Genomic DNA, 22,860 nt, shown 5'->3' with positions numbered 1-22,860 from the left:
GAAGGAGCAGATAATCGAGATTTAACAGATTCTCGGTAATTGCTCTCCAGCCAACCAATCCACCATGCGCATTCCACCCAATTTTGTTTTCAACTGAACAAAATACCGATGATCTTCAATCACCTCACCAATAATCTCAGCATGCAAACCTTGCGGATGAGCCTTCATAACCGCTAATAACTCATTTGCTCTCTCCGATGGGCAAATTGCAATTAATTTACCTTCATTTGCCACATAAAGAGGATCCAGACCTAATAATTCGCAGGCACTAGCGACCTCTGTACGAATCGGGATTGTACTTTCATCAATTACCAAACCAACTTTCGATTGTAAAGCCAATTCATTTAGCGTTATTGCAATACCTCCGCGAGTAGGATCACGCAAACAATGGATCTCCGGGACAGCCTTTACCATGCAGGCTACCAGATCATGTAACGATGCCGTATCGGATTGCACATTAGTCTGGAATTGTAAGTTATTGCGATAAGCCATAATTGCCACTCCATGATCACCAACAAATCCGCTGACGATCACTTTGTCACCAGGCTTTGCCCGATCACCAGAAATATTAATTGATTCAGAAACAATACCAACGCCTGTGGTAGTGATAAAAATCCCATCCCCTTTTCCTCTCTCCACCACCTTTGTATCACCAGCAATGATAGCGACGTGAGCCTCCCTGGCAGCATGAGCCATCGAATAGACTATTCTTTGCAAATCACTAAGAGGAAAGCCTTCTTCCAAAATAAAACCAGCAGTCAAATACAAAGGCTTAGCTCCTGACATAGCAATATCATTGATGGTTCCATGAATAGACAAAGAGCCAATATCACCACCAGGAAAAAAAAGCGGGGAAATGACATGGGAATCGGTTGCCATCACCATACGTCCGGAAGGAACAACAAAACAAGCCTGGTCATTTCTCTGAGCTAGCCATTCATTATCAAATGCTGTTAAAAATAATTGATCAATTAACTGGGCCATAGAACGACCACCACTACCATGGGACAAATTGATAGTTCCTTCTTTGAAATTCAGTTTTGGCCCTTTTAATTTCTTAGTTATCAGAGTTTCCGTCATAAAGCTTTCCCTCTTCCATAGGCATATACGGCAGCGCAAGCCCCCTCAGACGACACCATACAGGCTCCTAAAGGGCTTTCAGGCGAACAGGCTTTGGCAAATAATTTGCAATCCATTGGCTTTTTTATCCCTCTTAATACGTCGCCACAAAGACACTGTTTATGTTCTTGCGATGTACTTTCTGGTAATACAAAACGTTGCTCCGCATCAAAATCGGAAAAAAATTCTCTAATTTTTAATGCACTGTGAGGAATAAAACCTAAGCCACGCCACTCAAAACTCTCGCATATTTCCAGTACTTCAGTCATCAATGCCTGCGATAAGAGACTCCCTGTACGATTTACAGCACGAGTATATTGAATTTCTACTTCACAACGCTTCTCATTCAATTGTTTAATAAGCATAAGAATAGAATGCAATACATCCAAAGGCTCAAACCCTGATATCACAATAGGTTTTTGGTATTTATTACATACCTGCTCATAAGGGTAACTTCCTATAACAATACTGACATGGGCAGGGCCAACAAACCCATCTAATGTGACTTCATTCGTCTGTAATAAACTTTCCATGGCTACAGGAGTCAAGACATGATTACAAAATACACTAAAATTAGTGAGGTTTAATTTCTTTGCCTGCTTGATAACAAAAGCAGTAGGCGGTGTTGTGGTTTCAAAACCTATGGCGAAGAATACAACCTCTCTATCAGGGTTTTCCTGAGCAATTTTTAAGGCATCATCTGCAGAATAAATCATCCTGACATCAGCACCAGAGGCTTTAGCGGTCAATAAACTTTTTTGTCCCGTGCCTGGAACCCGCAACATATCCGCATAGCTGCACAATATCACCTTAGGAGATGAAGCAAGACTTATGGCTTTATCAATTCTGGCTATAGGTAATACACAAACAGGGCACCCAGGACCATGAATCATTTCGACATGACTGGGGAGCAAACTGGGAATCCCATAGCGATGAATAGCATGAGTATGGCCACCGCAAAATTCCATAAACTGGTAATGCCTGCCAGGCTCCACTGCGTCAGCAATTTTATTAGCAATGGCCTGAGCGTAACTACCATTTCGAAATTCCTCTATGTATTTCACTTATTATCCTTTAACATGCGAGCAAATAAACTCAACGTTTTTTGAGCCTCCCTTTCATCTAGTTTTGTTAATGCAAATCCAGCATGAATAACAACGTATTCCCCTTTACAAACTTGCTCTAATAAAACTGTAGAAATTTCTTTGGTTATACCGCCAATATTAACGACAGCTCTATTATTTCCCAGAATTTGTTCGATTTGCGCTGGCAGAGCTAAGCACATAAATCATCCTTTAGTTTATTCCGCTAATCCACGCTTGCCCCAATGAAATACCGCCATCATTCGGGGGTAATAATTTGGGTAACAGCGGTTGAATCCCTGATTTAAGTAATGAACTCAGTAATCCTTCTGTCAGAATTTGATTTAAAAAACAACCACCGCTCAATAGTATCATGTCAATTCTCTTTTCTCGACAAGTTCCCGTGATCCATTCAGCAAGACCTGCTATTAAAGACCCATGAAATAGATTAGCCCCAAATTCTGGATCCTTGGTATCCAGTATAAACTCCAACGTTGGCCGCATATCGAATACCCCGTCTTTTATCATCCAACCTTTAGGTAGGGCTTGGGGTTGAGTCACCCTACTCTCTAATGCCATAGCAGCCTGTCCTTCAAAATAAGATAACAGTTGAACCCCCAAAAGAGCACTTACAGCATCAAATAAACGACCACAACTGCTGGTTGGCGGACAGTTTACCCTCTTTTCTAATAATTGGTGTATCCAAAGAGATTCAGGCTGTTCCTTAAAGCGTCGGGAAATCTCATGACCTCTTCCTAAACAATATAAAACACTAGCTGCCATTCGCCAGGGCTCCCGTGCTGCTGTTTCTCCACCAGGTTGGGGAAAAGGAAAAAAATGTCCAACTCGCTGAAAGGAAGCTTTCTCTAATAAGAACAATTCGCCACCCCAAGCCTCTCCATTGAAACCATAGCCATAACCATCCAGAGCTAGTCCCAATACAGGCTTTTGAATGCCATATTCTGCTGCTACAGAAGCAAGATGCGCATGATGATGTTGTACTCCAACAGCGGGGATCCCATACTCCTCAGCTAATCGGGTGGTATAAAAATCTGGATGAAGATCATGAGCGATTCTCTCTGGTTTCACAGCAAGGAATCGCAATAAATGCTCCAACGACTCATGAAAAAACTCAATAGTCCTCTTATTATTTAAATTGCCAATATGCTGTGAAACAAAAGCTTCCTCTTTGCGTGTAATACAAAAAGTATTTTTAAGATGCCCTCCTACTGCTAAGATAGGAGGTATTTCATGAGGTAATTTTAGTGGTTCGGGCACATACCCACGGGAGCGGCGTATTAATAGAGAAGTTTTATTGGCTGGACACATAACAGAATCATCAGCTCTCGTGATAATTTCCCGGTTATAGGAAACGATTTTATCAGCAATGGAAGCTAATTTTTGCTTGGCTTCCTGATCATCAACGATAAGAGGCTCTCCCCCAATATTGGCGCTCGTTACTACTAATATCACAGGGTGAAACTCGTCCAACCATTGGTAATAATCAGGATTTCCAGCAAAAGCATTAAATAGTAAATAATGTAACGGAGTAGACGGAAGCATGATCCCAAGGTGATTTAACCCAGGTGCAATCGCATCATGGGAAAATATCCCTCTCCTTTTTAACAATACAATCGGCCTTTCCCTGCTTTCAAGTATTGTTCTGATCTGGGCACTCACTTCGACAATTTTTTCCGCGCTCGCAATATTGGCAACCATCAAAGCAAATGGCTTTGCCTCACGGTTTTTTCTTACTCTCAATGTTAGAACAGCATCCTCACTGCGAGCATCACAAATTAATTGATATCCGCCTAAGCCTTTTAAAGCAATTATTTCTCCCCCAATAATACTTTTTGCAATTTCATTAATCGGCATAGAGAGTTGTGGGCCACAACTACTGCAAGCAGTAGGTTGAGCATGATAACGACGATTTTCTGGATCTGAATAATCGATCTTGCAAAATTGACAGAGGGGAAATGGGCTCATTGAAGTTTGACTTCGATCATAGGGAAGACTTCTGGTAATAGTAAATCTTGGGCCACAATGAGTACAATTCAAGAAAGGATAGCGATAATATCGGCTTTGAGGATCAAATAATTCGCTAAGGCATTCTGAACAAATACAAACATCTGGAGTAATGAGGGTTTCTGCTTTGCCTCGTTCACTATCAAGAATTGTAAAAGAATATTCATCAGGATTGATTGGAAGTGAAATGCTCTGAATGGTACTAATCTTTGCAAGAGGAGGCAGCTGTTCTTTCAGTTTCGGTATAAATCCAGATAAATATTGACCTTGGATTTCTATTAACACACCCGATGTATTATTTTGCACAAAGCCAGTGAATCCCATTTGCTTAGCTAATCTATAGACACATGGCCTAAAACCAACTCCTTGCACTTGTCCTTTAATGCTAATCTGCAGTCGCTCTAATTTCATTGGTTGTTGTCTTTTTAAGCAAAACTATAGACGTCAAGCTCAAGTGAGAGAGGACTCGAGGCGAATAGTTGCTATGGCTTTTAACAGCCAAGCATACCACTCATCCAATCCCTTGCCACTTACTGCCGACAAAGTCAAAATATCTAAATCTGGATTGATACGGCGAGCATATTCTTGACACCACTCCAAATCAAAATTCACATAAGGTAACAAATCCGTTTTGGTTATCAAAAGCAAATCCGCAAAACGAAACATATCAGGATATTTAAGCGGCTTATTCTCACCTTCTGTAACAGACAGGAGCACCACTTTAAACTGTTCTCCTAAATGGAATAATGATGGGCAAACAAGATTACCGACATTCTCAATAAATAAAAGAGATTTCTTTTTTAAGGAAAGCTCTTCTATGCCATGACTAACCCTATGCGCATCCAAGTGACAGACCTTCCCGGTATTAATTTGCAAAGCGCGCCCTCCACTGGATTCAATCATGTCAGCATCATAATTAGTTTGTTGATCGCCTACTATGACTGCAATATCAATTTCCTTATTCAAAGCAGAAATTGTTTTGGCAAGCAGGGTTGTCTTTCCAGATCCCGGGCTTGACATCAAATTTAAAGCTAATATCTTATTCTTAAAGAAATATTGCTGGTTATGAAATGCGAATTGATTATTCTTGGCTAAAATATTTTGTTCAATATTTATCAAATATTCATCGCCTATATGGGCATGTTTATGATGGTGTTCATGATTTATTGTTTGATTAGTTTCTTCTGAGCATCCGCATATTCCACACATTATTCCACCACCATTGATTTTATTTTTAGTTCTTCACTACCCTGTGTCAGTGTTAAAGAATGATGCCCACAAGCCTGGCATCCCTCATAATACTGTTTGACTGGGACAACTTGTTCACAGGAATGACACTTTGCTTCACCAGGTATTTCTATAAATAGTAATTCCGCATTTTGGGCAATTGTTCCTTGAGTTATCACACTGAAACTAAAATTCAAGGCATCCTTATCAATTGCAGCTAACTGACCTGCCTCCAATATTATTTTTTTTACTTTCTGGCATTTCCTCTTATTAGCCTGTTCCTCAATAATGGCAAGAAGACTTCTGCATAACCATAATTCATGCATTGTTGGTCCGTTAAAATAATTTGTAACAATTGATTATACCAATACTTAAACTAAAAAAGGCAATGATAAATCCCGCTAACCTCGAGACGAATAAAGACGTTCCATCTGCACGTCTTATCAAGCTTGCAATAAATACTCCATTCAGTCCATCAGAAAGCATCATACCCAGCATAAAAGCAAGACCAAGCAGTCCTGAAAACAGAACTCCCGATAACGCGCTCGCAGAAAGTGAAAATAGCGCCACCTGACTAATCGTATCAAAGGATAATGCAAACAGAGCGCCAATAAAAAGGATTAACGCGGGATGGATATTGTTACGAGTCAACTTGAGAGATAAATACTTCTTTAACCCAATCGGAATATCGGATTGTGCAGAATAATTAATGGTATTCCATAAAGTTAAAAAACCAAATAAAAATAAACAAGTAATAGAAATAATATCCCCGACTTCCTTTAACCACTCAGGAGTAACAGCAGAAATAAACCCTCCCCCAATTATCAAACTCACAACAATCACAACCAACCCATGGCCCAATGAAAACAATAATCCAACCATACGCGATAAAGAGCGTTTATTGCGAATACTACGAGTTATCGCATCAATGGTTGCCAAATGATCCAAATCAAAACCATGACGAACTCCCAGTAACAACGCCGCTGAAATCAAAAACCATCCTGAGTCTTTCATTGCAAATATTCCATCTATCATCAAGGCATTAGATAATTGATAATATCTCAAAATCTTAACAAATCGTACACCACGACCACGGTGCCCAGGCGTTACTGTCCGTATTGGACTGTCCGACACGATGCTCGAGTCTAAGTAGCTCTGAGGTATTTGCTCTACACAGTTCTTCAAGCATGGTGCTGTTCAGCCACCCAACACTAATATGGGGGTTACCCGGGCATTCAATGCTTAAGCCTAAATCGAAACCAAGCCCAGACTCGTAAGAAAGAGGATAGAATAATAAAGAATTATTATATATTAATGAGCGCCTTAATGGTTGATTTTCCCCTGCGACAAGATAAAGACCCTGACAAACAGCCTGGGCGTAACAAGCCGGGAGAAAGCGTTGTACATAACCAATTACTTGGCACAAGAATAAACGACATTGATTATCATTCCACTGAGAATATTGCTGATCATAGACTTTAAAGGCCTTAATTAAGTGCATTGGATTAAAAAATGTTTCTTCCATCGCGAGTTTCGTAAATTTTTTTCTAAAGGCATCGATTCCCAGTCCAAGGGGGGTTGTGATGTCAAGCGGCTTATCAAGTGATGCTCGGGTTTCCGCATTGGAACTTTTGGTGATAATTTGAATCAACGTACTAAAATCATAGGATTCTTGCTTAGGTAGTCCTTCTGGAAATAGCTCTTTAAACTGATTCGCTTTTTCTGCCTGTCCGTCAGGAAGCGCATCAAAATAAGGCTCCATTTTTTTCCACAAAGTGACATCATGGGAAAGTAAGGCGGCCTGAAAAGGGGTAACATTTTTGAAAGTGCGGCCTGAGTAATCAACCGCTGTGCCTCTGGCACAGAGTCTTTCAGGACAGCTTGCTATCATAGCCAGGGCCTTTTTTTCATTACCCAAGAGCACATGGGTATTTAATTCTGTAACCGCCTCTTTTTCTAGGTCATTTTTAAAAAATTGATAAAACCCGTGTGAAGTTTGTGACCATTGGGCTTTGGATTTATTACTCAGAAATGAGCTAATTTCAAGTAACATGTCTCTGGGCAACACAGAGAAATTACCCAGTTGAGATGGTATAGTATGGCCCGGCTCAGCCATTTTCTCTTTGTTTACTTCATCTCCACTATTTTTCATCATCTCAACCCTACCGTGTCGGAAAAAATATCGTATAAGTTTATCGTGAGATGACTTTTTATGAAATAAAGGTTAGTAATTTTAAGCAACATCGATAATATTTAACATAATGCTAGAGATCGTGTTACTGATAGGGGAGTTACTCTATTTTACCTGATACCTGGCTCCATATAATGGACGTCGCTTCCCTATCTGAGGTAAAATGTAAAGTTATATGTCGAATGTATCCAAATACGCCCATTATGTCTAAAATTGCAAAACATAAAAAACTAATCTCTTGCGTTGTCCCTATTTTCAATGAAGAGAGCCTCATTGCAGAATTTATAGCAGCGCTAGATAAAACGCTTAAGGGAATGACTTATCCCTATGAGGTACTGCTGGTAGATGATGGAAGTCATGATAATACCTTTGCAATTATTCAAAAATTAAGAGAAAAATTTCCAATTCGATATATCCGTTTTAGTAGAAATTTTGGTAAAGAAAAAGCATTGAGCGCCGGATTGGATCACGCACGTGGAGATGCAGTCATACTATTGGATAGTGATTTTCAGCATCCACTGGAACTGTTAAGCCAATTTATAGCCAAATGGGAAGAAGGCTATGATATGGTTTATGCAGTAAGACAAAATCGGTCTGATGAATCCTGGTTAAAGCGAACTTGCGCCAAAACTTTTTATCATTTAACTTCAAAAATAAACCGGGTCAATATCCCTGCAAACGCTGGTGACTTTAGACTGCTCGATAGGAAAATTGTTAGTGCATTACAAAAGCTTCCCGAGCGCAATCGATTCATGAAAGGACTATATAGCTGGGTTGGTTTTAAACAAACTGATGTTCCATTCGATGTACAACCGCGTAAATCTGGCTCTTCACAATGGAATTTTTATTCCTTGCTGGATTTAGCTATTACTGGTATTACTTCGTTTACCGCATTTCCCTTACGACTAATCGCATTAGGCGGAATTGGGGTAGCCACCATGGCACTTCTCTATGCGGCCTGGATTGTATTGAGCACATTAATTTTTGGTATTCAAACTCCTGGTTGGGCAACAATAGTTACAGCGTTAACTTTTTTTGGTGGGCTGCAATTATTTGCTATAGGGGTAGTTGGAGAATACATAGGGCGTGTTTTTGATGAGGTAAAGGGTAGGCCTCATTATATTATTGATGAGGAATCCAGCTTTGACGACAGCCACTCTTAAGTTGCCTCATAGGTTAATTTACTTCATAGGAATTGGGGCTGGTGCTGCCTTTGTTCATTTATTGGTAGTATTCAATTTAGTCCATTTTTTGAATATACAGCCGATTGTCAGTAATGTTATTGCGTTTCTAGTTGCCTTTAATATCAGCTATTTTGGGCACCGTTATTTGACTTTTTCTCAATTGCAAGATGAAAAGCAACTAAGCTTACCCCATTTTTTTCTTGTCGCCTCATCAGCTGGACTCCTCAATGAAGCTTTATATTACCTGCTGCTACATTATACAGCATTAAATTATCTTATTTCTCTTATTTTTGTTTTGGGTCTCGTTGCTGTATATAATTATATTCTTTCAAGATTTTGGGCCTGTCGCTAAATGGACTTGATATTTTTGACAATCCTTTATAAACCCTTCACTTGAAAAATAATCTAACTCTTTAGTTCGGGCCGCAGCAATAGCGTCGCAACTCAAATCGTCTTCACCTGGATGACACATAATTAAGCTATTGTTTGGAGCTTCTTGCAACCATTGTCTAAACAATGACCTATAATCCGCTCTTTCTGAGAAATCATAAATCCCCCCAAAATACGGATTATGAGGAATTTTCATTTTTTTTAATTGGCTACTGAATGTTTTACCGCCTGTTATTGCCAGGATCTTCGATTTCGATTGATAAGAGGCAATACGGATAGAAGGATACGTTGAACGAATAGCAATCCCTTTCCCTTTTAATTTCTGCTGATAAATATCCAAAATAATCTGTCGAATGACAGGGAATTGATGAATATGTTGATGCCCATCAATAAAATCTGGTAACTCGCCCATAACAGCGACATAGTGATCTAATTGAGCATGAAATTCGTCTGAGATTAATTTTGTATTTAAAATCCTTAACTGGGATTTCATTAATAATTCCTTTAAGCCAAAACAAAGTTTATTTGAAGTAGATAACAAATGGCCTTCCGTAAGATTAAAATGCAATCCAGTTTGGAGCTGACTTTTTAAAGAGAGTAATTCTTTCGCATGAGTATGAAAAGCTTTGGCGTTGACTATACAACTTACTGCGGATAAGCGCTGTAACCGAGCTAACTTTAAAATACCCAGGGTGATGCCATTATTAAGGCCAAAATCATCTGCACATAAAAAAACATTTTTCAAAACACTCACACTAAACCGCCTCAGGTTGCTGAGTTTTGGCTGGAAAGAAGAGCGTAGTTAGTAAATTAACACACAGCCCGCTAATAACTAACAATCCAGCGACCAGTTTCCAAAGATAAAAAGGCTCCCCCAGGATAAGAATAGAACTCAAAATACCTACCACAGGAACTAGTAAAGTAAAAGGTACTATCATGCCAACAGGGTAACGACTTATCAACCAATTCCATACCCCATAGCCAACCCATGTTGAAATATAAACGATATACAATAAAGAAAGGATTCCTTTCCAAGTAATGTGTTGATAAGTGGTTATCAAGCTTGATGGTCCTTCAAAAAGTAATGAAAGAAGAAACATGGGTAAACATGCAACAAAACTGCTCCAAACAATCACTGCAATCAGATTGGCTGAATTAATTTTTTTTGTAATAAGGTTTCCAAAACCCCAAGAAGCAGCCGAAGCAAGGATGCTTAAGAAACCCAATAAAGAAACATTATGATCAAAATGCAAAGCCACTACGCCTATGCCTGCGAAAGAAATCAACGCCCCTATTAACTGTCCAGCTCGTGGCTGCTCTCCCAGAAATATTCCTGCAAAAAACATACTGAAAAATACTTGCACTTGCATTAGCAAAGACGCTACCCCAGGAGTCATACCGACTTGCAAGCCTATAAAAAGCAAAGCAAACTGTAACCCAAACATGATTAAGCCATAACTAGCGATAATCCGGAAAGGCACGGATGGAGGTTTAATAAACAATACGGCTGGCATACTGGCCAAGAGAAATCTCAGTGCACAAAGAAGCAGTGGGGGAATTTCCTCAAGACCAATCTTGACAAAAATAAAATTAATTCCCCACACAAAGACAACTAATAAGGCTAACAAAAGATGAGTAAAAGGCATTATTTATTTAATTTATTTAAAATTGTATCTATTTTAACCTATAAATTTTAAAATAGCTAAGAAACACCCCAAATTAATAGCACGGAAATACAATGAAAGAAATTATTTTAGCTACTAGCAACCCTGGAAAAATCAAAGAATTGGAACAAATACTTACACCTATTTTATGCGTTCCTCAAACTGCATTAGGAATATCCAGTGCAGAAGAAACAGGCTTAAGTTTTATAGAAAATGCTATTCTCAAAGCCCGTCATGTGAGTGCTTTGGCTAATAAGCCTGCTTTGGCAGATGATTCTGGCTTGGTGGTGCCTGCTTTAAATGGAGAACCAGGTATCTACTCGGCACGATATGCTGGAATAAAAGCGAATGATGAAGAGAATATCCAATTATTATTAAGAAAAATATCTAGTTTACCCCAAGAACACAGACATGCTTATTTCTATTGCGCTATAGCTCTAATACAACATGCTAAGGATCCAACGCCATTAATCGCTACTGGTGTATTCCATGGGGCTATTAGCACACAACCGTCCGGGACAAACGGCTTTGGTTATGATCCCATCTTTTATGTTAATGAATATCAATGCACAGCTGCCGAATTACCTGCTAAAATTAAAAATAGAATTAGTCATCGCGCAAAAGCTTTAGGCCAATTACGCGCTTTACTTCCAGATCGATATGAACGGTGAAATAGAAACTCTTTTTGCTCAAGCTTATAAACTGCAATACGAAGGCCAGCTTCCCCAAGCTATTAGTTTGTATGAAAAAATATTGAGCCGGTCACCGAAACATATAGACAGTTTACATTTTCTTGGCTTAACCTACGCTCAACTTGGCGATATGGAAAATGCGATATTGTATTTTTTGCAAGCTCGCACGCTCAATTCCAAAGACACAGCACTATTAAATAATCTTGCTAATGCCTATAAAAAAAGCGGTCAATTGGAAGAAGCAATCAAATATTATCAACAAGCGATTGAAATCAACCCAAAATATGCTCAAGCACATAACAATTTGGCAACCATCCATGCTCTGCAAAACAATTACCTAAAAGCATTGCACCATTATGCTACCGCGGTGAATATAGAACCTGACTTTAGTGCTGCACACTTTAATTTAGGTCTACTATTACTTCAAAATAACCAATTATCGGCTGCAAAAACACAATTTAATAATGTGATTGTCTTAAATCCCAACCACATCGAAGCACAATTTTATTTAGGTATTTTATATTTAGAAGACAACTTACTCATAGAGGCAGAGCAAGCATTCCGTAAAGTACTAGAACATGATCGTGAACATGTTCAATCCTTAATTAATTTGGGCGTAGTTGCCTTAAAAAGAGAGCAAAATCAACTGGCAGTTGACTATTTCACAAAGGCTTTAGCGTTGGATAATGAGGACATAGACGCACGCAATAATTTGGCTGCCACATTTATGCATCATGACAGATTTGAAAATGCTCTGATGCACTACGATGTGTTGCTTAAAAAAGAGCCCAATAACATAGAGTACTTATATAACTCTGGAGTGGCTCAAATGGCTTTAGGGCATCTCAATGAAGCCATAATTTTATTTGAACAAATCTTGCATTTACAAAAAGATCACGCCCCTTCCTTAAATAACCTGGCTGCTATTTATTTAAGAATGGAGAAACGCGATACAGCGCGTGACTACCTTAAACAAGCTTTGGCAATTAACCCTCAAGATAAGGTCAGTCAACATATGTTGAATGCAATTACCGGTGAAACCTGCACTGATACCACAGAGCAATATGCCCAAAATTTATTTAATAATTATGCTCTATATTATGACCAACACATGCAAGGACAATTACACTATACTATTCCACACCACATTGGCCGTCTGGTTCATCGATTTCAGCTATTGCAGGTTAATAATGTTCTCGACTTAGGTTGCGGTACAGGGCTAACTGGTACGGTGCTTCGTGAAATAAGCAAGCACTTAACTGGAGTTGATATATCGGAAAAAATGATCGCCCGAGCCAAAGAAAAGGGTATTTATGATTTATTGGTATGCTCCGAGTTAATTGATTTTTTAAAGAAAGATAATAAATATTATGACTTGGCAGTTGCTGCCGATGTTTTACCTTATTTTGGGGATCTGGAAAATATTTTTAACTATTTACAACAACGACTCAATCAAAAAGGTTTTTTTATTTTCACAACTGAGATAAGTGCTGCAACACCATGGAAATTGGAAAGTAGCGCTCGCTTTAGCCATCTACCTGAATATATCGAAGAATTAATACATAAATATCAATTTCAGCTTGTAGAAAAAGAAAACATACCGGGCCGTACCCAAAATAAGCAAGTCCTGGAAATCATGCTATACGCTATTCAAAAATCAACTTCATAAACTGGAATCGCCTGGAATCGGTTGGGGTATTTTGACCTACTCCTATACATGGAAAGCTGCCTGAGTCGTAATAGGCCAAGATTCTATGCTAGGTTTGGCATCTAGTAACCAGGCGTAGATAACACTTAAAAAGGCAAATCTAATTCCGAATTCAATAATAGAATTTGCTTTCTAAATAAACCCTGAATTTGCTCTAAACTATCTTTATCTTTTGCTTCAAAGCGGGCAACCAAACAGGGGGTAGTATTAGAAGCTCGTAACAAGCCCCAGCCGTTAGGAAATTCAACGCGCAAACCGTCAATATCCAAAATCCTCCCATCTGGAAAATCAGCTACTTCACTAAAGCGTCTAATAAAATGAAATTTTTCTTCATCAGTAATAGCTATTTTTATTTCAGGGGTATTTATACTATTAGGAATTAATTCAAATTGTTCACTTACTGTCAAATGAGATGAACTAATTATTTCCAATAAGCGACATGCACTGTACAAAGCATCATCAAAACCATACCAACGATCTTTAAAAAAAAGATGTCCACTCATCTCACCAGCTAAAATAGCCTGTTCTTTTTTCATGACTGCTTTCACTATAGAATGACCGGTTGGACACATTTTCGCAACCCCCCCAGCTGTATGAATCTCCTTCGCCAAATGGCTTGAGCACTTCACATCAAAAACTATAGTAGATCCTGGATTGCGGCTTAAAACTTCTCTTGAGTAGAACATCATTAAGCGATCAGGCCAAATCACTTCTCCTTTATTAGTAATTAAACCAAGCCTATCGGCATCCCCATCGAAACCCAGGCCAATGTCTGCTTGATGATTTATGACAGCGGCTTTTAAATCAACCAAATTTGCTTCTATTGAGGGATCTGGGTGATGGTTGGGAAAGCGACCATCCACATCGCAATACAACGGAATAACCTCACAACCTAATTCCGAAATCACCCTAGGAATAATTGGGCCAGCTATACCATTTCCACAATCAATAACTACTTTTAAAGGACGTTTCAGTTTGATATCACTGACGATACGTTGAATATAATCCTCTATCACATCCAGAGTCGTTTCTTCACCAGAAATGGATGGTTGCTTGCTTTCACCAAGCAAACTATAAAGTACGTCAATGTCTTCCTGGGTTAATGTTTTACCTGCTAATACTAACTTAATACCATTATAGTCAGCCGGATTATGGCTTCCAGTAATCATCAAGCCAGAATCTATTCCACGAGTATGGGTTGCATAATACATAACAGGTGTGGCCACAGCCCCCAGATCAACCACGTTTATTCCGCCATCCAATAAGCCTTTTTTTAAAGCAGTAGCTAAAGCAAAACTGGTTAGACGTCCATCACGAGCTACAAAGATTTGTTGACGATTTAATTGTTGTAAATAACAAGCAATTGCTAATCCTATACAATAAAAAGAATTTTCATCCAAATCTTTACCTATAATCCCTCTAATATCATAGGCACGAAAAACAAAGCGAGGAATTTGTTTTTGTTGATAGATCATTTAATTCCTCCCAGAGCTGCCAAAGCCACCATCACCCCTAGAACTTTCTGTAAATTGATTCACTACTTCAAAAGTAGCCTGGACGACAGGAATGAAAACCAATTGTGCAATGCGATCCCCTGGGTTAATTATAAAAGGCTCTTGACTCCGGTTCCAACAGGAAATTTTGAGCTCTCCCTGATAATCCGAGTCGATTAATCCCACTAAATTACCCAAAACGATACCATTTTTATGACCCAAACCTGATCTTGGTAAAATTACAGCTGCCATTTTTGGATCAGCAATATAAATAGAAATACCGGTAGGCAACAAGACAGTTTGCTGAGGTGCAACCTGCATAGGCTCCGAAATACATGCGCGTAAATCAAGGCCCGCAGCTCCATCTGTAGCATAAGCAGGTAGAGGAATAGCCTCGCCAATCCTTGAATCGAGAATTTTTAGCTGAATAACTTGATGCATAATGACCCTTAGTAATTCTAACGGGCACTATTTTGCAGAGTTGCAGCAAGGATTGCAATAATTTGCCCCGCCAAACGAGTTTTATGAGCTAATGGCAACTCTATCTGTTTATTTTTTGTGATTACTGTCACTTGATTTACATCATTTTCGAAGCCTATCCCTTTGCCCACTTGGTTTGCAACTATCATATCAAGTTTCTTATTCTTCATTTTTTCTTTCGCATAATGAATAAGATCTGTTGTCTCTGCTGCAAATCCAACAACGAAGGAAGCTTTACCACTTTCAGCCACCTCAGAAAGAATATCAGTATTCTTCATCAGCTTTAGCGTTAATTCAGAATGCTCACTTTTCTTCATTTTTTCTGAGGCAGGTGTTTCCACTCGATAATCTGCCACAGCAGCAGCACCGATAAACAGGTCCCCTTTTTTTAAATGCTTTTTTACCTCATCCAGCATGGATTGAGCTGATTCTACCCTTATGAGCTCAATACCCGCAAAAGCAGACAAATTACATGGACCACTAATTAATGTGACTTGCGCTCCTGCCATCACTGCAGCTTCAGCCATTGCATACCCCATCTTCCCAGAACTGTAATTACTTAAATAGCGAACTGGATCAATCAATTCGCGAGTAGGGCCTGCAGTAATCACGATTCTTTTCCCTGATAATAATTGATTAACATCCAGTAATCGCAAAGTATTAATAATCTGATCCGCCTCACTAACACGTCCTAACCCATGCTCTCCACAAGCCTGCGAACCTTCTTCAGGACCAACAAAAATCACACTTCTTTCTTTTAATAGCTCACAATTTGCCTTGGTGGCTGGATGTGCCCACATACTTCGATTCATGGCAGGACAAACGATAACAGGTGTTTCTGCAACAAGATACAATGTTGAAAGTAAATCATCCGCAATACCTTGCGCCATTTTAGCAAGACAATTTGCTGAAGCAGGGGCAATTAATAAATAGTCAGCCCATCTTGCTAATTCAATGTGTCCCATAGCTCGTTCTGCCTGAGTATCAAATAAATCCGTTCTCACTTCATGACCTGATAATGCTTGCAACAATAAAGGACTAATGAATTGTTGGGCCGCCTGAGTCATGACAACCCTTACCTCAGCACCTAAATAAGTCAATTCTCTAATCAGATGAGCTGATTTATAAGCAGCAATGCCACCACAAACACCAAGAAGAATTTTTTTATTAATAAAATCTTGCATGACTAATCATTTTTGATAAGAATAACCTTGATCAAAGCATAAACTTCGCAATAAAGGAATATAAAAGGAATACAAAATGACATTTGTCCAATCAGCGCGACAGCTAGACCTGCGCGAAAAACTACTCACTAATGGAGTACACAACCTTTCTGACACTGAACTATTAGCGGTTTTTATAAGCTCTGGCAGCAATAAAAAATCTTGTTTGCAATTAGCCTACGAACTAACTAAGCACTTGGGAAATTTACGTAACATCCTTAACGCTGATCTCCGAAATTTTAAATCAATCCAGGGATTGGGTACGGCGCGTTATGCTCAACTGCAAGCAGCAAAAGAAATATGCCGTCGTAGTGATTTTATTCATTTGCAAAAGGAAATCCAGCTATCCAATAGCAAACAGACTTATATTTTCTTAAAAAGGCGCTTAAGAGACTACAAAAATGAAACTTTCGCTGCTCTTTTTCTAGATAATCAACATCGTATCATCGCTTATGAGGAATTATTTTTTGGCACTATAAACTCAGCATCAGTACACCCAAGACCTATAGTAGAACGCGTACTCCAGTTAAATGCTGCTGCTTTAATTTTGGCTCATAATCATCCTTCCGGTGTATCGGATGCCAGTCAGCAAGATATAGAAATTACAGAGCGCATCCGAAATGCCCTGGAATTAGTAGATGTTCGTCTGCTCGATCATATTGTAATTGGTGATAATGAAGTCTATTCCATTATTGCAGAAAATAAATGGCTGTGTAATTAACATAAAATTTAATGGATTAAAAATGTTCCAACCTTTCATACCTGACTTTGCTAAAAATCGCGCTTTCCAGCTATTTTTTATAGCCGGATTAATTATTGATATGGCAACAACGAACTCAATAAAACATATTATTACCCTCTTGGGATTTCCTTATTTTAGCGCTGTCAGTCTTTATTATTTAATGAGACGTAAAAAAACAACCACCAAAGCAAGAATTAGCGCACAATACAAACCCAAGTCTCAAAAAAATTCTTAAGGTTTTCTTAATGTTTTCTTAATGTTTTCTTAATGTTTTTTTAGTTTTTGATTGATATAATTACGTAAAGTTTAATTTTGGATCAATACACATGTTAATTTATCAAGGTAAAGAGATAGTTCGATTTAAAGAAAAGCAAGGCGGAAAAAATAAAAGCGACGTAGACGGTTTTTACAGAACCACCGATGGTACTGGTCAAGAATTTTTTATAAAAAAACCAGCTGATCAACGCGAATTATTTACTGAATTATTTGCAGGTTTGCTATTAAGAGAATTCATGAAACGGGGATTAATTGATGAGCGTTATTTCCCTTCCTTAATTTGTGCTGATGTTATTCAATTTAAAGAAGGTTCCTATGGCCTGATACAACCCTTAGTTTCTTTTGATGAATTACATAAGCTTATTGGGACAAGCTATAGTGATGGCAAGGACCGGGATGAAGTGAAAGAAACCTTATTTGGCCCAAGCTATTACACTGAAATTACCAAACAAAACAAATACTTCGGTCTTTCTATGGCCTTATGTTTTCTTTATTATTAGGGGCTCATAGCGTTCACAGTGGTAATATTGTTGTTCTTAAAGACAGCGAAAAAGAAAAAAACAAGCAATTTGGACGAATAGACTGGGGAGATGCCTTCCGTTATTTTGCCCATCACCAGAATAACGACAATCTCCTTTATGCTTATGAAAATCGTGGATTGCTCAATTACAAAAAACTGACCAAAGATTATTTTCTTAATTATAAAAAAATCAATGGCCTATTTCCTGCCATGGCCGAAAAAGCTCAGCAGTTACAATCCAAGCTAAATCATGAGTTACTGACTGAAATTGTAACTAGCGCTCTCAAAAACATCCCTACTGACATGATAAGCGAAGAAACCCAAAAGAGACTGGCGAAATATATGTGTATGGATTCCTTTGGAAGCATTACTTTTGGCCCTGAAGGCCATTGTGCGATATTCGCTGCTGAAATGGCAAAACTATTAGAAGATCGTTTAGGGAAAATTTCTCTTTTAAAAGACATATCCCCATCCGAAAATATGTATCAGAGTATTATAGAAATAAAACCCTTAACATTACCTACTGAATCCTCAATGCCTTTCTCTGAAACTGTAAAGCAATGGTCAGATATCCTAAAAACTCCGATGATCGAAAATTCGCCTTTTGATGGCAACTCATTGGATTTATCTAAGTTAAGTGCACAATTTAATCTTTACGTCAATCAATTAGCCGCCACCTGGGAAACCAACAACATTTGGGAAAACAAAGAATCGATCAATGTAAATATGTTTACTCCTTACGACCATAGTGGTGGTGAAGCGATTCATGGGCATGCTTTTGTTCCATTCTATAAAGAAAGCGTTGTATTACGTCATCTATTTTCAATAGATCCCATGACTTTAAATTTATCCCGCTTTGCTGCTTTTGAAAAGCCTTGTCAACTTTACTCTCGGGAACATCAAGACTCCGTTTGGGTTAAAGCCCAAACCTTGTTGACTTTAGGCAATGGCATTATTAATACCCTTAAAGTAATAAAACAAGCTCAAGCATTTGGTATGGATGATGCAGTGAGCGAGAATATAAAATCATTAAAAGTACAGTTAGGCGCTTTCCAAGAGGCAGAACGCAATTTAGGCGCATTAACTGAACCCTCTCTTGAGAACGTCCTACCTAATCAAGAAAGTTCTTTCTTCTATCCTATACCAGAAGAAGAGTTGAACAAAATGAGCGGGTATCAACTTGCAACCATTTGTTTGGAAGAGCTGAGCGAATCCACACCGTCTCCTTTAATTGAACGCATTCTGAGCAATAACAAACTATGGGAACGCATCGAACTGGCCTTTGCAAGTGATGTATTTAAAGGAAGGATGGATAATCCAAGTGCCAAAATTGCCAAAATCAACGAATGGCATCAATTATTACAATTTTCCACCAGAAGAACTTCTGAAATGGAGGAGACTATAATTGATCTCAAGCAACTACTGCAACAACGAACAGCAGAAATCTCCGAATTACTTTTACAATCTAAAGAAATATCAGAAAAATATCAAGAACAACAAAAAAGAGCAGAGCTAAGTGAGCAAGAGTTGCAACAATTAACCCAAAATTCAAAGACAACTCATTCTCGCCTGACCCAACAGGTTGACTCGCTCAGCCTGCAGCTTGAAGAAAAACTTCTACAAATTCAGCAATTAGAACAACAAATAGCAGAAAATGAAAAAGAAAACCAAGAACTGCAAAGAAAAGCTAAATTAAGTGAAGATGCAAAGTCCCTTGCCCAAAATTCTGCTGATTCCCTTGAAAAGGAACTCGAAAAATTACAAGCACAATTAAAGGAACTTCAGGGAGAACTACAACAAGCCAATATAAATAATTATTTGCTAAGTCAATCATCCCGACAAACTAATGTACTTCAGAAACTTGTACAAACACAAACAAAAGAATTAGAGGAACTACAAAAAACGATCACTCAAATCACTCAAGAAAAATCTTTGGCCGAATCCTCTCTTTCGTCCTTGCGAAAAGAATTTCAACAATTAACTGAAGAATCAGAACAGACTCGCTCTTATCTAACAACCCAGATAAGCACAGTTAACCAGCAGCTTGAAGAAAAACTTATAAAAATTCAGCAATTAGAGCAAAAGTTATCAGAAAAAGAAAAAAGAAATCACGAACTGCAAGAAAAAATCAAAACCAGTGAATCTGAAAAATCTTTTGCTACACATTTAACTACGTCTCTGGCTGAAGAAGTCAAAAATTTGAAATTCCAATTAAAACAACTTCAAGAAAAACTGCAAGAGTCTGAGATAAGTAAATATTTGCTAAATCAGACATCTCAACAGATTTCTTCTCTTCAGGAACTTGTACAAAAGCAAACAGAGGAATTAGAGGAATTACAAAAAACGACTAAACAAGTCACTCAAGAAAAATCCTTAGCTGAGTCTTCCCTTTCATCCCTGCAAGAAAAACTCCAGCAAGTCACTGGAAAGTCAGAAGAGGTTCGCTCTCATCTAGCAAAACAGATCAACACACTCAGCCAGCAGCTTGAAGAAAAACTTTCAAAAATTCAGCAATTAGAACAACAACTATTAGAAAAAGAAGAAAAAAATCAGGATCTGCAAAGGAAAGTCAAAACTAGTGAGCATGAGACATCCTCTGCTCAACTCTCGATTGCTTCTCTTACCAAGGAAATTGAAAAATTACAATCGCAATTAAAGACACTTCAGGGAAACCTACAAGAAAAAGACATGCGCATCCATTCGCTAAGTCAACCATCCCAACAAATCCCTGTTCTACAGGAGCTTGTACAAAAACAAACAAGAGAATTAGAAGATTTAAATGGAAGATTACAACAACTCCTCTCCGACAATCGGGAGCTTAGCAACCAAAAACACATTTTAAGTGAAGAAAACTCCCTTAATAGAAATAACACTCAAGATCTTAAAAAGAAGTTAAGTCAATTAACTGACCAATTGGAGCAATTACAACAAGCGTTAAGTGAAAAAGAGCAAACCGTCAGGGAATTGAGAGAAGAACTCATTAAAGTCTCTATAGAAGATAATGAAGAAATGCAGTTCGCTCAAAACAGAATGCGAGAAGAAATTCAGATTTTGCAAGAGAAGATCAGACAACAACAATTCAATATAAACCAGTTGCAATCTATAATTTCTCAAAACAAAGAAGCTGAAAAACGCTATGAAGCAGCTTTACAGCAACAAAAAGGGATATACATTGCTCGCATGGAAAGAATAGCTCCCATTTTTCAGCACATAACACTAATCGAACAAAAAGCTAAAGAATTAAAAGCAAGGAAAGAAGAAGATGCCTATAACGCAGCTAATATCCTCGCTATTAATCTTCATACTGAGATAAAAAATTACCTCGATAATAAGGAACCGGACGAAACAAAAGCTTTAGAGTCGTTTAAAATAAACACTAAAGTGCATATTGATAAATCAAAAAAGGTTTTAAACCAACATCGTGAGGAATGGAAATATATTCTGGCTAATGTCACCTTAGGTGTGCTTTTGCTTGGGGTAGGTTATCTTGCTGCTATTTTAATTAATAAGCGAATGACTTGTAATTACACTTTCTTTAGCTGCACTGACAGTGGGAGTAAGGTTAAAAAGTTGGAAGAAACAATTGCTTCTACTCCAAATCACAAGGCCTACGCGTGAAAAAAAAATTTGTCTTCTACGTTCCGCGGTTTCTCCAAGGAATCTAGCGACATTGCTCAATTCTGCATCCCACGAACATATCGCGGGATGCAGAAAATATAGCCAGATTAAATTCAATTTAAATTTTCATGCGTAGGCGCCCAGGCTTGAGCAGCTACTTCCAGATTACGATTTTGCCTAATCCAAGCCACGTTATTGTAAGGGAAACTGTGCTAGAGGAAAGTAATTGCTTCCTTCCTTACCCGGCTTGCTTTCAATCAAATAGAATTCCTCTATAAGAACTGGTGGAATAATGGGTAACTCCATAGGAAGCAACTGTTGAAGCATTACGTTGTGATTCACTACTCGGCCAATAGTCAAATGCCCTCGAAAGGGTCGAGATTCCACAGGATAATTTAATCCACTAATCACTTGCCCTATCCCTGCTGATAAGTCTCTTAAGATATCTTGCGGTCCTACAGATAAAGAAATAAGCCTTGGTTTTTTAGATGCAGGAAACCACTCTAACGTGCCCAATTCAAGATAAAACTTATTTTTATTTTTAAATACCTTATGCACTCCATCCGTTAAAGCTTGTATATGATCTATTTCCAGCCTTTGTAAAAATTGCAGGGTAATATGGAAATACGTGGGGGTTGTCCATCTGATGAGATTAGCTGGTGTCGCATTCCGCAGGGGTTCCAAAACACTCCAGATATTTTTCTGAATGGATTGCGGTAATGCTACAGCGAAAAAAGCTCGTATAGCCTTCATTTTATTGACATCTCTTTTAAACAATATTGAGACCCCAAAAAATAGACTCCGATGAAAGAGGAATTCCCCTCATGAATCATCAAACTCGCTGCTGTTTTTCAACTTTTTGTTGATTATCAACAACCCCTACTACCTTGTGCAACATTTCTGCCAACAACTCTGTTATATCATCCATAGTAATGATGCCAATTAGTACATGATGATTATCTACAACAGGCAAACGACGAATGCCCTTTTCTTTCATTAATTCTAAAGAGCCAATGAGGCTATCATCTTCCCTAGCTACTAAGACGGAGCGAGTAACTATATCTCGAACGGCTAACGCTTCAGGATTAACACCTAAAGCCATGACTTCTACTACCAGATCTCTATCAGTTACAATCCAATTGGAACCGATTCCTTCGAGCTCTTCAACCAATACAATATCACCAACGTGATGGCGACGCATTAGTTCAAGCTGCTTGTTGGACCGA

23 protein-coding genes are annotated in these 22,860 nt (G+C 38.4%); 8 read left to right on the top strand and 15 right to left on the bottom strand.

The genetic code is table 11. The features are described 5' to 3' along the window. Nucleotides 1–21 precede the first annotated feature (21 nt). Genes hypE through OK13_RS06515 form a run of 8 tightly spaced genes read right to left on the bottom strand, consistent with a single transcriptional unit; the run spans nucleotide 22 to nucleotide 7,608 of the window. A complete protein-coding gene (gene hypE, locus OK13_RS06550) occupies nucleotides 22–1,080 on the bottom strand; it encodes a hydrogenase expression/formation protein HypE (RefSeq protein WP_035889091.1) in 1,059 nt (352 codons plus the stop codon). Next, the gene (gene hypD, locus OK13_RS06545) at nucleotides 1,077–2,183 is read right to left on the bottom strand and encodes a hydrogenase formation protein HypD (protein ID WP_035889090.1); all 1,107 of its coding nucleotides are present in this window, start codon (nucleotides 2,181–2,183) and stop codon (nucleotides 1,077–1,079) included. Before hypD ends, hypE begins: the two co-directional genes overlap by 4 nt. Further along, nucleotides 2,180–2,404, bottom strand: coding sequence for a HypC/HybG/HupF family hydrogenase formation chaperone (locus OK13_RS06540; RefSeq protein ID WP_035889088.1), 225 nt, complete (start codon nucleotides 2,402–2,404; stop codon nucleotides 2,180–2,182). Before OK13_RS06540 ends, hypD begins: the two co-directional genes overlap by 4 nt. Before the next feature lie 10 nt (nucleotides 2,405–2,414). After that, nucleotides 2,415–4,637, bottom strand: coding sequence for a carbamoyltransferase HypF (gene hypF / locus OK13_RS06535; protein WP_035889086.1), 2,223 nt, complete (start codon nucleotides 4,635–4,637; stop codon nucleotides 2,415–2,417). 39 nt (nucleotides 4,638–4,676) lie between these two features. Next, nucleotides 4,677–5,435 (bottom strand): hydrogenase nickel incorporation protein HypB, encoded by a 759-nt coding sequence (gene hypB / locus OK13_RS06530; protein WP_052117597.1) that lies wholly within the window; start codon nucleotides 5,433–5,435, stop codon nucleotides 4,677–4,679. Then, nucleotides 5,435–5,779 (bottom strand): hydrogenase maturation nickel metallochaperone HypA, encoded by a 345-nt coding sequence (gene hypA, locus OK13_RS06525; protein ID WP_035889084.1) that lies wholly within the window; start codon nucleotides 5,777–5,779, stop codon nucleotides 5,435–5,437. Before hypA ends, hypB begins: the two co-directional genes overlap by 1 nt. A gap of 10 nt (nucleotides 5,780–5,789) precedes the next feature. After that, entirely contained in the window at nucleotides 5,790–6,467 is a 678-nt protein-coding gene (locus OK13_RS06520) for a HoxN/HupN/NixA family nickel/cobalt transporter (RefSeq protein ID WP_035889083.1), read from the bottom strand. 55 nt (nucleotides 6,468–6,522) lie between these two features. Then, the gene (locus tag OK13_RS06515; protein WP_152571609.1) at nucleotides 6,523–7,608 is read right to left on the bottom strand and encodes a hypothetical protein; all 1,086 of its coding nucleotides are present in this window, start codon (nucleotides 7,606–7,608) and stop codon (nucleotides 6,523–6,525) included. A 239-nt stretch (nucleotides 7,609–7,847) separates the two neighbouring features. Between OK13_RS06515 and OK13_RS06510 the strand changes: the two genes are divergently transcribed. Continuing rightward, nucleotides 7,848–8,807: a glycosyltransferase family 2 protein gene (locus tag OK13_RS06510; protein WP_035889121.1), complete on the top strand. Its 960-nt coding sequence runs from the start codon at nucleotides 7,848–7,850 to the stop codon at nucleotides 8,805–8,807. Beyond that, on the top strand, nucleotides 8,773–9,180 hold the full coding sequence (locus OK13_RS06505) for a GtrA family protein (RefSeq protein WP_052117596.1): 408 nt from the start codon (nucleotides 8,773–8,775) through the stop codon (nucleotides 9,178–9,180). The genes OK13_RS06510 and OK13_RS06505 overlap by 35 nt, the downstream gene beginning before the upstream one ends. Here OK13_RS06505 and OK13_RS06500 read toward each other — a convergent pair. Next, complete coding sequence (locus OK13_RS06500) at nucleotides 9,157–9,972, bottom strand: ChbG/HpnK family deacetylase (RefSeq protein ID WP_035889078.1); 816 nt, start codon at nucleotides 9,970–9,972, stop codon at nucleotides 9,157–9,159. The two genes, OK13_RS06505 and OK13_RS06500, sit on opposite strands and share 24 nt — an antisense overlap. A gap of 1 nt (nucleotide 9,973) precedes the next feature. After that, on the bottom strand, nucleotides 9,974–10,864 hold the full coding sequence (locus OK13_RS06495; protein WP_035889077.1) for an EamA family transporter: 891 nt from the start codon (nucleotides 10,862–10,864) through the stop codon (nucleotides 9,974–9,976). A 92-nt stretch (nucleotides 10,865–10,956) separates the two neighbouring features. Here OK13_RS06495 and rdgB point away from each other — a divergent pair, with 92 nt between their 5' ends. Both rdgB and OK13_RS06485 read left to right on the top strand, forming a co-directional pair. Beyond that, complete coding sequence (rdgB, locus tag OK13_RS06490; RefSeq protein ID WP_035889075.1) at nucleotides 10,957–11,553, top strand: RdgB/HAM1 family non-canonical purine NTP pyrophosphatase; 597 nt, start codon at nucleotides 10,957–10,959, stop codon at nucleotides 11,551–11,553. Further along, on the top strand, nucleotides 11,543–13,243 hold the full coding sequence (locus tag OK13_RS06485) for a tetratricopeptide repeat protein (RefSeq protein ID WP_035889073.1): 1,701 nt from the start codon (nucleotides 11,543–11,545) through the stop codon (nucleotides 13,241–13,243). Before rdgB ends, OK13_RS06485 begins: the two co-directional genes overlap by 11 nt. Before the next feature lie 125 nt (nucleotides 13,244–13,368). Here OK13_RS06485 and OK13_RS06480 read toward each other — a convergent pair whose 3' ends face one another. Genes OK13_RS06480 through coaBC form a run of 3 tightly spaced genes read right to left on the bottom strand, consistent with a single transcriptional unit; the run spans nucleotide 13,369 to nucleotide 16,439 of the window. Beyond that, nucleotides 13,369–14,757, bottom strand: a complete 1,389-nt coding sequence (locus tag OK13_RS06480; protein WP_035889071.1) for a phosphomannomutase/phosphoglucomutase — start codon at nucleotides 14,755–14,757, stop codon at nucleotides 13,369–13,371. Next, on the bottom strand, nucleotides 14,758–15,216 hold the full coding sequence (gene dut, locus OK13_RS06475) for a dUTP diphosphatase (RefSeq protein WP_035889070.1): 459 nt from the start codon (nucleotides 15,214–15,216) through the stop codon (nucleotides 14,758–14,760). 17 nt (nucleotides 15,217–15,233) lie between these two features. Then, nucleotides 15,234–16,439 carry a bifunctional phosphopantothenoylcysteine decarboxylase/phosphopantothenate--cysteine ligase CoaBC gene (coaBC, locus tag OK13_RS06470; protein WP_035889068.1) on the bottom strand — a complete coding sequence of 402 codons (1,206 nt, stop codon included), beginning with the start codon at nucleotides 16,437–16,439 and terminating at the stop codon, nucleotides 15,234–15,236. Nucleotides 16,440–16,515: 76 nt separating this feature from the next. On the opposite strand from coaBC, the gene radC reads away from it, so the two are divergent. The 4 genes from radC (at nucleotide 16,516) to OK13_RS06455 (ending at nucleotide 21,634) form a co-directional block, all read left to right on the top strand. Next, complete coding sequence (radC, locus tag OK13_RS06465; protein ID WP_035889066.1) at nucleotides 16,516–17,199, top strand: RadC family protein; 684 nt, start codon at nucleotides 16,516–16,518, stop codon at nucleotides 17,197–17,199. Nucleotides 17,200–17,221: 22 nt separating this feature from the next. Next, nucleotides 17,222–17,455: a hypothetical protein gene (locus OK13_RS06460; protein WP_035889060.1), complete on the top strand. Its 234-nt coding sequence runs from the start codon at nucleotides 17,222–17,224 to the stop codon at nucleotides 17,453–17,455. 91 nt (nucleotides 17,456–17,546) lie between these two features. Then, on the top strand, nucleotides 17,547–17,996 hold the full coding sequence (locus tag OK13_RS15825) for a hypothetical protein (RefSeq protein WP_081964880.1): 450 nt from the start codon (nucleotides 17,547–17,549) through the stop codon (nucleotides 17,994–17,996). Continuing rightward, nucleotides 17,978–21,634: a LepB GTPase-activating domain-containing protein gene (locus OK13_RS06455; RefSeq protein ID WP_081964879.1), complete on the top strand. Its 3,657-nt coding sequence runs from the start codon at nucleotides 17,978–17,980 to the stop codon at nucleotides 21,632–21,634. The genes OK13_RS15825 and OK13_RS06455 overlap by 19 nt, the downstream gene beginning before the upstream one ends. 192 nt (nucleotides 21,635–21,826) lie before the next feature. Here OK13_RS06455 and thpR read toward each other — a convergent pair whose 3' ends face one another. Continuing rightward, the gene (gene thpR / locus OK13_RS06450; protein WP_035889120.1) at nucleotides 21,827–22,387 is read right to left on the bottom strand and encodes an RNA 2',3'-cyclic phosphodiesterase; all 561 of its coding nucleotides are present in this window, start codon (nucleotides 22,385–22,387) and stop codon (nucleotides 21,827–21,829) included. 79 nt (nucleotides 22,388–22,466) lie between these two features. Next, nucleotides 22,467–22,835, bottom strand: coding sequence for a CBS domain-containing protein (locus OK13_RS06445; protein WP_081964884.1), 369 nt, complete (start codon nucleotides 22,833–22,835; stop codon nucleotides 22,467–22,469). Nucleotides 22,836–22,860 lie beyond the last annotated feature (25 nt).

Source organism: Legionella norrlandica (assembly GCF_000770585.1).
Classification (GTDB): Bacteria; Pseudomonadota; Gammaproteobacteria; order Legionellales; family Legionellaceae; genus Legionella; species Legionella norrlandica.
The sequence above is the reverse complement of the archived record's forward strand: the minus strand, read 5'-3'. Positions and strand labels throughout refer to the sequence as shown.

What these genes read in the sequence shown, in the direction of transcription:
- hypE (WP_035889091.1), bottom strand. Translation starts at nt 1,080, where the DNA reads ATGACGGAAACTCTGATAACTAAGAAATTAAAAGGGCCAAAACTGAAT.
- OK13_RS06540 (WP_035889088.1), bottom strand. Translation starts at nt 2,404, where the DNA reads ATGTGCTTAGCTCTGCCAGCGCAAATCGAACAAATTCTGGGAAATAAT.
- hypF (WP_035889086.1), bottom strand. Translation starts at nt 4,637, where the DNA reads ATGAAATTAGAGCGACTGCAGATTAGCATTAAAGGACAAGTGCAAGGA.
- hypB (WP_052117597.1), bottom strand. Translation starts at nt 5,435, where the DNA reads ATGTGTGGAATATGCGGATGCTCAGAAGAAACTAATCAAACAATAAAT.
- hypA (WP_035889084.1), bottom strand. Translation starts at nt 5,779, where the DNA reads ATGCATGAATTATGGTTATGCAGAAGTCTTCTTGCCATTATTGAGGAA.
- OK13_RS06520 (WP_035889083.1), bottom strand. Translation starts at nt 6,467, where the DNA reads ATGAAAGACTCAGGATGGTTTTTGATTTCAGCGGCGTTGTTACTGGGA.
- OK13_RS06515 (WP_152571609.1), bottom strand. Translation starts at nt 7,608, where the DNA reads ATGATGAAAAATAGTGGAGATGAAGTAAACAAAGAGAAAATGGCTGAG.
- OK13_RS06510 (WP_035889121.1), top strand. Translation starts at nt 7,848, where the DNA reads ATGTCTAAAATTGCAAAACATAAAAAACTAATCTCTTGCGTTGTCCCT.
- OK13_RS06505 (WP_052117596.1), top strand. Translation starts at nt 8,773, where the DNA reads ATGAGGAATCCAGCTTTGACGACAGCCACTCTTAAGTTGCCTCATAGG.
- OK13_RS06495 (WP_035889077.1), bottom strand. Translation starts at nt 10,864, where the DNA reads ATGCCTTTTACTCATCTTTTGTTAGCCTTATTAGTTGTCTTTGTGTGG.
- rdgB (WP_035889075.1), top strand. Translation starts at nt 10,957, where the DNA reads ATGAAAGAAATTATTTTAGCTACTAGCAACCCTGGAAAAATCAAAGAA.
- OK13_RS06485 (WP_035889073.1), top strand. Translation starts at nt 11,543, where the DNA reads ATGAACGGTGAAATAGAAACTCTTTTTGCTCAAGCTTATAAACTGCAA.
- OK13_RS06480 (WP_035889071.1), bottom strand. Translation starts at nt 14,757, where the DNA reads ATGATCTATCAACAAAAACAAATTCCTCGCTTTGTTTTTCGTGCCTAT.
- dut (WP_035889070.1), bottom strand. Translation starts at nt 15,216, where the DNA reads ATGCATCAAGTTATTCAGCTAAAAATTCTCGATTCAAGGATTGGCGAG.
- coaBC (WP_035889068.1), bottom strand. Translation starts at nt 16,439, where the DNA reads ATGCAAGATTTTATTAATAAAAAAATTCTTCTTGGTGTTTGTGGTGGC.
- radC (WP_035889066.1), top strand. Translation starts at nt 16,516, where the DNA reads ATGACATTTGTCCAATCAGCGCGACAGCTAGACCTGCGCGAAAAACTA.
- OK13_RS06460 (WP_035889060.1), top strand. Translation starts at nt 17,222, where the DNA reads ATGTTCCAACCTTTCATACCTGACTTTGCTAAAAATCGCGCTTTCCAG.
- OK13_RS15825 (WP_081964880.1), top strand. Translation starts at nt 17,547, where the DNA reads ATGTTAATTTATCAAGGTAAAGAGATAGTTCGATTTAAAGAAAAGCAA.
- OK13_RS06455 (WP_081964879.1), top strand. Translation starts at nt 17,978, where the DNA reads ATGTTTTCTTTATTATTAGGGGCTCATAGCGTTCACAGTGGTAATATT.
- thpR (WP_035889120.1), bottom strand. Translation starts at nt 22,387, where the DNA reads ATGAAGGCTATACGAGCTTTTTTCGCTGTAGCATTACCGCAATCCATT.
- OK13_RS06445 (WP_081964884.1), bottom strand. Translation starts at nt 22,835, where the DNA reads ATGCGTCGCCATCACGTTGGTGATATTGTATTGGTTGAAGAGCTCGAA.